Origin of the sequence: Endozoicomonas sp. ONNA1 (genome assembly GCF_024606325.1) — a bacterium.
GTDB lineage: Bacteria > Pseudomonadota > Gammaproteobacteria > Pseudomonadales > Endozoicomonadaceae > Endozoicomonas_A.
Window position 1 is genome coordinate 1 of sequence record NZ_JAHHPN010000130.1, and the last position, 11120, is coordinate 11120.

At 49.3% G+C, this 11120-nt stretch carries 2 protein-coding genes; both read right to left on the reverse strand.

The window, feature by feature from the left end:
* Positions 1-9677: VCBS domain-containing protein (locus KDK19_RS02985; RefSeq protein ID WP_257291315.1), on the reverse strand; the 9677-nt coding region annotated here is incomplete at its 3' end.
* 4 nt (positions 9678-9681) lie between these two features.
* Positions 9682-11022 carry a TolC family outer membrane protein gene (locus KDK19_RS02990; RefSeq protein ID WP_257274387.1) on the reverse strand — a complete coding sequence of 447 codons (1341 nt, stop codon included), beginning with the start codon at positions 11020-11022 and terminating at the stop codon, positions 9682-9684.
* Positions 11023-11120: the final 98 nt, after the last annotated feature.

Genomic DNA, 11120 nt, shown 5'->3' on the forward strand with positions numbered 1-11120 from the left:
CTGATTGTCTCGCCACTCTCACCCCATGACCTTGTGTAGTCACCGTTCAGGCTCCAGTTCGGAGGCAGATCGGAAGCATTGATCCGAAATGCTGTGGTCTCATGACTGAAAACAGCTTTTGCAGGATCAACGCAACCGATAAGAGGGAGTATGTTATCTTCATCTGTCTTGATGCCATCAGCGCAGGTAAAGACTTCGCCGGGATCATGGGGAGGGTTATCCACCGACGATTGGTTGTTGATCACATTAAAACGGGCCGAGCGAGCTTCAAGGTCGCCAATATCAGTGATGAGTGATTCCACCTTCATTTCATAATGACCCTTCATTGAGATATGAAGAGTCGTTCCTGTCAGGCTGTTTTTGCTTACCAACCATTCATTGCCATTATACGTCAAGATGTTGGGATTACTGTCGGACAGATGCCAGCCGCTACTCAGAGGCCGGCCCCCGGCGTCCAGCAAAGCAATCCTGAAAACAGGATTGTTTTGATTAACATGCTCGCTCTGATCCGTGTCGGTTGAAGTAAACTGATAATCCGTCAGAGGTATATCCGGCCCTGTAAAGGAATTGCCGGTGGGATATTCTATGCGTGTATTCTCATCATTGTTGACCGGCGAAGAAGTAGGACCGTCGACTTCACCGGTCCAGCGAATGGTTGCCTTCATGGTGATTTCGCTGGTGGTCTCCAGATTGTTTTGCTGGTCACGAATCAACGGGTAGAAAGTGAAGTCTGTAGCGGTTTGACTGGCTGTCGGAAAGTCGGTGTCGATATTGCCTCCTGTTTCGGGAACAATGACCAGCGTTTTCTGGCGCAAAGCCTCGATTAATGAATCCCTGCCACCGAGCTGACTGGCCAGAGGTTGGTCTGGGTCCAGACGGGAATAGTTAGCAATGCTTTTCTGGTAAAGCAGGAATCCGGCAGGCAGTTGAACTCTGTTGATATCCCGGGCGCTTTCACTGCCATCAGTATCTTTCAGTTTGATGTTTTCCAATGTTAAGGCAGCACCGCCTGAGAACCCCTTATGGTCAGGCAGCAGATCCACTTCCCGACCACTGTAAGACACGGGTTCGCCAATAGTATCGACAATTGGGAGGAACTTTGCGGTCAACTCAATGGGAAACACGGAATGGGCACCGTCTCTTTCGATGATCAGGGTTTTCAGGGTCAGCCGCTGTTCACCGGCGTAATCCAGAGGAGGGATGATGCTGTATTTTCCGGTTTTCAGATCATTCTGACTGACCTGATAGACAGGCTTGTTAGAGGAAATACCTGCAATAGGAGGCTGTTGATCCAGAGAGTCCCTGATCATAAACCGATTGGAAAGAAGAGCGGTATCCAGAAGGACATTCAGGGATTCCGACCCATCGATATCAGAAGACCTGATATCGAACTGTATAGGCAATGCATGATCCTCCTGACCCGTGCCTGTCAGTGAAAATCCATTTTGGGGGTCTGATATCCAGACAGCGTTGCCTGTGACCGAGGGAGCATCGGGAACCCCTTTTATGTTGAGCACAAGATACCTATCTACAGAAACGGCTTTTTCAGCAGAGGGGACAACCCCCTGCTGAGAGTCTTCTTTACTGACCGCATTGATTTTCAAACGAAGGTCAGCAAAGTTTGCAGAACTGCGATCCTTTGCGGGTTGATAAGCAAGATCGGACAAGTGATCGTAAGCGATTTCGGCGCTGCCATCCGGCAGCATTATGGCATTCGGGTTTTTGCCAGTGGTTAGAGGATCACAGCTTCCATCTGTTTGTTCGAGGCAAAAGCTCCCGGGATCTTCTCCCGGGTTCACCATGGGTTTAATGTGAATAAACAGTTGCTCTGAACCATCCATATCCGAAAGCTTTGCATGGAGATAATTGGCCACCAGAGTCTTGCCATCTTCCAGAGTTGAAACTCTGGCTGAAATGCCCCCCGCCATTGCCGGAGAAACGGAAAGTGATGGTTGATCGGCTACGGGTTGTACATCCACAGTCAGAGTATGTTCAACCTCAGCTGTCTGGACCGAGAAGGGAGGAGCCTCAGTGACCTTGGCTTTGAGCGGTATTAACAGTTTCCCACTCCAGTCAGAGTCCGGAACCACTTCTATTTGCTTAATCTCTGATGTCGTTAAGATGTGTCCAGCCAGGAGGGTTGTGCTGTTTAGTTTCAGAGTGGAGTGTTCTGGTATGCCCAGTATTTCGTATGAAAGGGTTTCGGACCCGTCAGTATCCTGCAACCGGGCGCCAGCACCCGTTAACGTCAGAGGATGATCTTCTTCTGTCGTAAAATAGTCGATGTCCTTACCTTTGTTCCACAATGGCTTGTCTGCAACCCCGCTGATGTTGATTTTCAGCAGACTGCTGATGCTCTGATCGGGTCCGGGATTTTTGCTGATATCAGCTTTTAGTCTCAATCGGATTTTATTTTGGGCGAAGCTGTAATCAGAGCCATTCGCGGGTGGCAGATAACCCAGTTCAACTGAGGTAAAGAAACGATAACAGTCCTCCCGGGAAGGCGCTAAGGCTTCAGAAGGTATAGTAATCTTTCCGTCACTTGTCGGGAGCGGATGGCCCTTGTAAGTCAATTGACCCTTTTGCAGTGAACGCTCAACAACCCATAATTGGCTGATTGTTTCGCCACGGTCTGTATCACCCAGCAATATTTCAAAATTCACAGGCACCGGGGAAACCTGGTCTTCAATGCCTGATGCATTCTGTATTCTTCGAAAGCGCGCATCAAGGTCTCTGATTGTGATCGAGGCTTCCGAAGCGGAAGTGTCCTGATCGCCATCCATAATCGTGTACTGGAAGGTTTCCGTTCTGTCTCTGCCGCCGCTATGATCAATGCATGTTCGTGTATTCAGAGACCATTGGCTGTCAGAGAAAACGGTCAGATTGCCCAGGGGGGTGTCCACTGCTATTGATGAACCAGCAGGAATCTGATGATCATAAGGTGGATAATGCAGCCCTGTTACTCTTGCATTGTCTGCATCGGCGTTCAGTTGATCATTGGTCATCAGTCCACGATTCTTATCCAGAGGGACGGTTTGACCTTCACGAGCCAGAGGGTTGCCATTGTTGAAATGGTCTGGTGAAGCAGAAGGGGTGGTATCTTTAATATCAATATGGATGATTTTGTATTCTTTACTCTCGTCACCATCAGAGTCATGCAGCCAGACCTTTATAAAGACTGTCCTGGTTTCCGCAAACTCTGGAAATAAAGCTGTTGGCAAGTGGTCAATATTGTCGAGCTGTCTGACTTCCAGTGTTGCCTGATTGCCGGGTAGTGCTTTGCCTTTCAGGGTAAACACAAGCTGATTGTCTGAACGATAAACATTAATAGAACCGTCAGGGGCTTTTTCTATTTTATTCAGTAGATGCCCATCAGAGCTGAACCCCTCAAGTCTGCTTTGCAGATCGCTGAGCTCAATATCGGGGATGACCCGGTCAGAACCGGGGGCAAAATCAAGCGTTGCTTCAAGGGTGTTTACCTGACCTCGGTTAATGTCCACTGCAGGATCGGGTGACCGGGGATCCCCGGGCACCGGTAAAGTACCATCAGTCAGAGTCAGGATGATCTGATCCTGAACCCCGGAACCGTCAGTATCTATCGCAGTCACGGTCGTTGGCAGTTTTAAATTATCTTTTTGTCCCTTGTCATCTTGATGATCAAGGAAGGTGAACCATTCAATCTTCAGATGAACAGTGGCAAAAGTATTAGCAAGGATAGGGCTGCCCGAACTGGGGCAGTCCTGACAGGTAAGGGTGAAAACCTTCTGGTCCGGAGCTCCATTTTTATATGCCCAGGCTTGAATCGATTGGTCGGCTTCTGTCTTATAGTGAATAGGTAATCCATCATGCAGGAGGGGATGGCCTGAGTCATCAATGGCCCGGTTCTGGCTATCAGTAGCAGGTGTCAGGAAATGAACCTGTTCTATGTTATCAGTGCCAGCGTGTACAATGGCTGATGACATATCGGTTGTCGGCGAAGGTGCATCCAGCAGGGGCTCAATCAATGTTAATTCAGGTGTAATCACCAGAATATCGAGACCACTGATGTTGTCTCTGATATCTGCAGCCAGAGTAAACTTTGTGATGTCACCATCGGAGTCCGAGATTTCTGCCGCAATCTCCAGGGGCCATTGGCCTTGATCCTGATCCATTGGACTGTCCATTTGAACGGACCACCGGACCTTTGATGGTGCATTTGGCGCCGGAGCACCCTCGAGTTTAATGGTTAGCACCTGAATAACAGGGTTTTCGTTGATGACCAACCTGAGAGACTGGTCATTATCCCGAATCAGAGTCAGTGGCTGGTCATTGCTGAAAAGACCCGACAGGCCCGGTTGATTGTTTGCAAATCGCAGGCTGGAAGGTGCTATCGGGTCAGACCCCGGTTCCAGAGTCACGGACTCAGAATCTTTGACAGGAATGTTTTTCTCGTCGATGCCTATCTTGGTGATATTCGTTACTTTCGGCATTATTCCATCCTTGATTTTGATCTCCAAAAGCCCTGTTTTCTTTGTGAGTGAGCCATCAAAGTCGGAAAAGGTCATGGGTAACTTCAGATCAATGTCAGTCCCATCAACACTGACAAGCTCATTGATTTGTCCAGTGCCCTGGTGATCCAGCGGTCTGAACAGCTGCACTTCATGAGTGACGGGTGTATCCTTGCTGTAAGAAGCCATCGAAAGGTGAGTGAAAATAGACAGGACTGTTATTCCAGCACCCGTTTTGCCTTGCAGAGACTGTTTTTCCTGGGTAAAGGACAAAGGTTCGCCCAGCGATGTCAGTTTGTTATTCAGGTCGCCAAACTGACCAGCAAAGCGGACACTGTTTGGATCAGCCGGGTCTGAACCTCCGGATAAAAGACTGTGCAGTGAGCCATGGACGGGATAGGATCTCTGCCCGCTAACTTCCCCCTCAGTCATTCTTATTTTTCCCAGGTTTTGGCCTTCCGGTGGCGTTCCGTCAACAATAGAGATATAGACACTGGCATGATCCTTGTGGCCCTCAACATCCTGCAAGGTGTAAGAGAAAATTTGTTGGACCGAATCAGGATTATTTTTCAGGGAGTCGCTGGCATCGAAACGGTAACTGCCGTCTTTATTGACCATCAGCAATCCATACTTTGTGGTAAGCGGTGTTCCGGGTGGGAAAGTGAAGATTTTTTCGGGGTCGTTCCCTGGGGTGTTGTCGCGGGAGCCAAGATTGACAGCAATGACGGTTGTCGTGTCCATACAGGTTTCATCATTGTCCACCAGGTCACCAGTGACGGTCTCTCCCTCAGTAACATCCTCATAGTCATCAACGGCGGTTGCAGTGCCATCAATCATGTTCAGATCGACAGTTGCACGAACGGTGTCGTCATCATGATCAATAGCCTTTAACGAAACAGGCATAATGACAGGTTCAGTACCGCTTACCTGAAAAGCGTTTTCCTGCAGAACGTGAATTTCAGACTTCAGATTTCCGGTGCCGGGATCTGGAAAAAATTTCTCCAGAGTGATCAGCAGAACGGTTTTACCTTCGTCGGTTTTGAGCTCAAGGCGGTGGTTGTCAGCGTCCTGATTCAGACCTGACAGGTCTATCGGGTGACCATTACTCTGAGGGCTTCTGCTGGTTAAAGCCGTCCTGAACAACTCAAGGGTTTTATACGGATCGAATTGCAGAGATTGATCGACTGGCAGACTGTCTGAGCCTTTAATGACAGTGATTCTGCCCTTGTCAGGTTGAGACAGGGGCTTGCACTCCTGATTGACATCCAGAGTCATTAATTCACCGGAGACGTTTGAAGGACTCCCGGTTGAGGGGGGAATCGGAGCACTGGTTGGATCAAAGTGAGGCAGTGTCCCATCTTCGACGGTAAAAGTAATTTGTGCGCTGGACTGATCACTATCCGAATCGGTCAGTGTGTAGGTCAACGTCTCTGATAGAATATTTTCTGGTGGATGAATCAGGTTTGGCAGAGCCTGATATTGCCAGGTGCCGTCAGGTTTTACTGACAGGCTTCCAAGCTTTCCGGGGAAGACCTGAAAGTCGCTACTGGAAGTCAGCTCAGTGCCATTGATGGCGGTGATCTTACCCAGGTCTGCTCCTGCCTGTTCAAGTGTGAATAGAGTCCCTTCCTGACTGCTGGAAATATCCTCGCCTTCGATAAGCCTGAAGCTGTGGTCCACAGCCTTGGGTTGATCATTGCTGATGTCCAGAAAAAACCATCCCTGAATCTTGTCGTTGTCCATATCAGCGGCCTCAACCGCCAGCTGTATTGGCCATGACCCCCGATTCTGATCCATTGGCTGGTGCAATTTAGCCGTCCACTGAAGCATTGACTTGTCTTGTTCTGAAGGCAGGTTATCCAGCGTCAGGCTCAGAACCTGCTTGTTAGTGTATGAATCTTTGAGTTGAATGGCTCTATTGGTGGTCCCGGTTTCGAAGAGCAAAGAATGTCCCAGGGAGCTAAGATTGAGCAAGCCAGGCTGATTTGACGAAAACTTCCAGCTGGACGTGTCAATTTTGTCGGAGCCCGGGGTCATCAGCAGCTTTGCAGTTCCTTGTATCATAGCTTGGCTGATCAGGGCGGATTCATCCAGAGTAGCCATTTCCTGGTCTGAAAACTGTAAGTCTGCGCCATCCTGAATAGTGAGAGAAAGACTTCCGTGGTTTACTAATGGACTGCCGTCAATATCAGCAGCATTGACCGTTAAAGACATATCTAATGCGTTGTTTTTCGGGTGCTCCAGAGGCTGATAGAGTGTTGCCTTGTAGCTGAATTCGAGATCCTTTCCAGTTTGGGTTTCCGGGATCAGCTCGACGTCCAGTACTTTTGTACTTGCCGCCAGACCCGTGAGAGTCTTTCCAGAAACCGTGAAGATAACCGGAACATGACCAGAGAAGTATTTCCCCGATAAATCTTTGGCATTGCTGTCACTGAATACCAGGCTTGAAGAAGCTATGGGGTCTGAACCGTCTCCAGAGATGATGACCTTGTTACTGTTAGTGACAACGGGATAAAGGGGAGGGTTTTGTAGCCCGGCTTCTTTGAAAGTGAGACTGGATGAAAATCCGCCGGCAGGAGGGGCGCCATCCGTTACATCAATAGTGCAAGTGGCTGCGGTTTTATGGCCATCAATAGCAATAAGGGTGTATTTGAACGGAAGTTGCTGAGGTTGTGACTGATTCAGCGAATCCCTGCTGCTGAAACTCCAGAACCCGTCCTTTTCAACACGAAGCTCACCCTTAAGTGTTTGAATCGTTTTTTCCGGAAGGAAGTGGCTGTCCGTTCCTGAAGGAAGAAAACGGCCGTTAATAAAGAGTTCTGATACCTGAGCAACGTGCGAGCAGAGCGTGTCGTTTGAAATAACATTGCCACTGAGCTTCTGACTTTCAATAACGGACCCTGTGTCGTCCCGGGCTTCGAGTCTGCCATCTTTCATGGTGATATAAGCGATACCTTCTGCCATATCATCCTTGATCTCAAGGGCATGGGTGATGACCGGGAGAATCAGATCGGATGTGTCCTTTGCATCCGTTACTGAAAGATTGAGATTCTGTAGAACCGAGATACGGGCGCTGACATCCCCCTTGCTGTTCGTTGTCACCGAATCCAGCCAGAATTGTACGACTGTTTTTCCATCGACTGTTTTCAGCTTAAGATTACGTTCTTGACGGTCAGGATAAAGACTGCTGAGATCGAGAGCTATGCCACTGCTGGTAACCGTTCTGCCTGACAGGACTTGTTTGAATTGAGAGAGTGTCGCATCTGCATCAAAAGTCAGGCTGTTCTCGGCAATAGTGTCTGAACCTTTGAAATAGGTGACTATCCCACTGTCAGCAGCGGGTGGTGACTGGCATTCCTGGTCAGCTATGAAAAAAATATCGGCAGTAGAAATGGCAGTGCCGTCCAGAACATCGAAAGTAATACTGGCCGATGAATCATCCCCATCGTAATCGGTCACGGTAAACTCAAACGTTTCACTCAGGGATTTGCCCCCTGGGTGCAACTGACCTGGCGTAGCCTTGTAAAACCAGCGACCGTCCGCCCGGAAAAAGAAGTTTCCGTATTGTCCTGTCAGCTTATTCCAGCCAGCCCTGTTTCCAGAGGCTTCAGCAGGGTAGTCTTCTATGGCCTTCTGGTTGACAGCGGTCAATCTTGCATCATCATTCCCGGCATCATTTTTAGTGAATAATTTGCCTCTCTGGTGCCAGCTGGCTAAGGAGCCTTCTATCAAATCCACCGCCGCGTGGACTTTTGCGACAGGCACATCGTCGGTCACTTCAATTTCTTGACCGGCCAGAGAGCGGTGTTGAGTAATGAGATCACTTTTCAGATAAGGAAGGGTAAAACGGATACTGTTCTGCCCCTGACCGTCAGGATGCTTTAGTGGTGCATCAAGGGTAAATTCAGCCAGACCGGAGCCGCGCGCAGGCATCTGGAAGTGAATGGCTATCTTTTCCTTGCCGTTAACGGAGTATATTCCATTAAGAACACGTGAATTGTCTGATATTTGCCAACGCAGAGGGTAAGCCTGTCCATTATCGATCACTTCAAGATTCTTTGGAGCGTACTTCTGCAGTGATGGCAGGTCAAAAGTAAGATCCGTCTTTTCATTGGTAATGGGAGGGTTTTGTTGTTTGACATTAATGACCGTATGCTCATCAGTGGTCATTCGAATTGGGTTACCAATAGGAGGGAGGTAATCTGTCGCAATGTTGCCAGCCTGGTCACTGATGTATGCAGTGGGACTGATACCAATAAGGTTCTGAGAGACGGGAATCGGGGTCTGCCAGCTTGTGCCGCCATTGGGAATCAACCTGGCATAGGGGAACACAACAGGGTTAGTGTCTCTCAGTTCAATTTCCCTGCTTTTTTCGACTCCGTCTATGCGACCACTGAGCATTGTGGGTAGCGTCTGACCGATACTGTCAACGTCGTTGATTCGGGTCCATGCAAAGGTATCCAGAATAAATGAATGGCTGTCACTGGCTCTATTCCCAAAAAGATCGGAAGCTGAAGCATCGATCAGGACAGAGCCATCAACAAGACCAGCACTGTTGCCTCCCATTTCATTAAAGACGCATTGCCAGTGACCACCGGAAACAGTACTTGAGGCTTGCAGGCTTTTACCGTTTTGATCCGTCAGGATGATCAGAACACTCTGGCCGTCTTCAATATCCGTGACGGTACCGGTGATGAGCAGGTGCCCTGACTCCTTAAGATTGACGACATTATCGACTGTGATCGGTACAGCAATTTTCAGAAGAGCATTGGTGTCGTTTACTTGTGCCCGATCATTGCTGAACTGGCCAGAGCGCAGCCGTTCAGACTCTGCACCTTGAGATCTTGACCCTGTTTGAAAGCCCGCTGCTGGTACAATCCGGACCAGACTCAAGGGTAAGACAAAGGGCACGGTAACACTTTGGCCATGCCCGGGTGTGGTGGAAGGCTCTTGTCTGAGAGTATCAGAAGGTTCGCTTGTCTGTGCAAAAGGCTCATCCAAGGCCAGGGGGTCAGGAATCAGTTCAAGATCGGAGTCATCTTCTACTTCAACAGTAATGCTGGAGGACAGCCTGGTGCCAGTGTCTTCAGGAAAAATTCTCTGACGGGAACCATCCGGTGATAGCTTCCAGACAACGCCTGAAACTTTCCCGATTCTGGCGCCTTCAGATGGAACGACCAGCTTTCTCATGACGTTACTTCCGGGGTGGTACCCAGTCTGCGGGCAGAGTGAATTTCAGTGAGTCGAGCAGTCTTCCGGTGATATGCAGTAGACGGTACTTGGCTTCCAGCTCATGGGTTAAAGCCCGGTTCCAGGCCATGTTGGCTTCCAGCTTTTCGTTTTCAGCGTTCAGGACATCCACTAAGGTCCGCTCTCCCAGAATAAACTGTCTGCGATAGGCTTTGACGGTCATATTGATGGCCTCAAAGTGCTCTTCCAATTTGGGAAGCTGTCTTTTGAGTTGCTGGCGAGCTTCCCAGGAAAGCCTGACTTCTTCCTCAACCTGAAGCCTTGCCTGTGAGTAAATGTCCCCAGCCTCCTCTCGCCGGGTCAGGGCTGCCTTCATCTGACCGGTATCTCTGCCACCACTGAACAGGTTGTATCGGGCGTGAAGCATAATGGCGTAATCATCGTCTCTGCCCTTGATCCCGTTAAGGTTGTAATTCCAGGAACGAGCCGCTTCGATAGACAACTCGGGATAAAAGCGTCCTTTGCTGGCCTCGTACTCATGATCGGCAGCCTTTTGGTCAAGTGTGGCTGACTGCAGGAGTGGATAGTCCCTTGTAGCCAATCTCAAAGTGTCGTCCAGTGTTTCTGGAATCAGGCTGATATCGGGATCTGGTGCGATCAAATTATCTGGTTGAATACCCACCAGTTTCAGAAACTGTATCCGGGCGTCGTTCAGGTTATTCTGTGCAGCAATGACATTGGAATGCGCTACTGCAAGACGCCCTCTGATCTGGCTCAAATCGGCTACGCTCTGAACGCCATGCTCCGAGCGTTTAAAGATCGAGTAATAGATCTCTTCATGGGCATCCAGATTCTGATGAGCCATTTTCAGGGCTTTTTGCTGCATGAGGATCGTCAGAAAAGAGCGGGTCACATCAAGAGCCATTTCGGAGGCGATACTCAGGAGGCGGTATTGCTCTGAGTGAGTGGCTGCCTTCGTTCTGCGGTCATTGTTCAGGGTTGAGAAACCTTCGAAAATCATCTGGCGCAGTACAACACTGGCTTCCCGTCGTCTGAGGTATTCGTCAGTGGATGGTCCGCCGCTGCGGGTTGCCGGGCTGTCAGTGCGCTCATGACCGACACCGGCATGAAGATCCAGAGTGGGGAAATAGCTTGATTTTGCAACGGTTTCATCGTGTTTGCGTTCCTGAACCTTATGAAAAGCCTGTAGCATTTTCGGGTTAGTGATGAGGGCCACACTGACCACTTCTTCAAGGTTCTGCCCGTGGGTCTGGTGGCTGAGAGTGAGAAACACGACAAGAGCCAGACCCACTGACGGCTGTCGTCGTTGAAATGGCAGTTTCATGTGAGCTAATTCAGTAAAGAATGGTGGCGAAAAAATCAGATGGAGCTAGCAGCCTGTCGGACTTAAGGCTGTCCTACTGCGGTTGCAATAAATTGGTC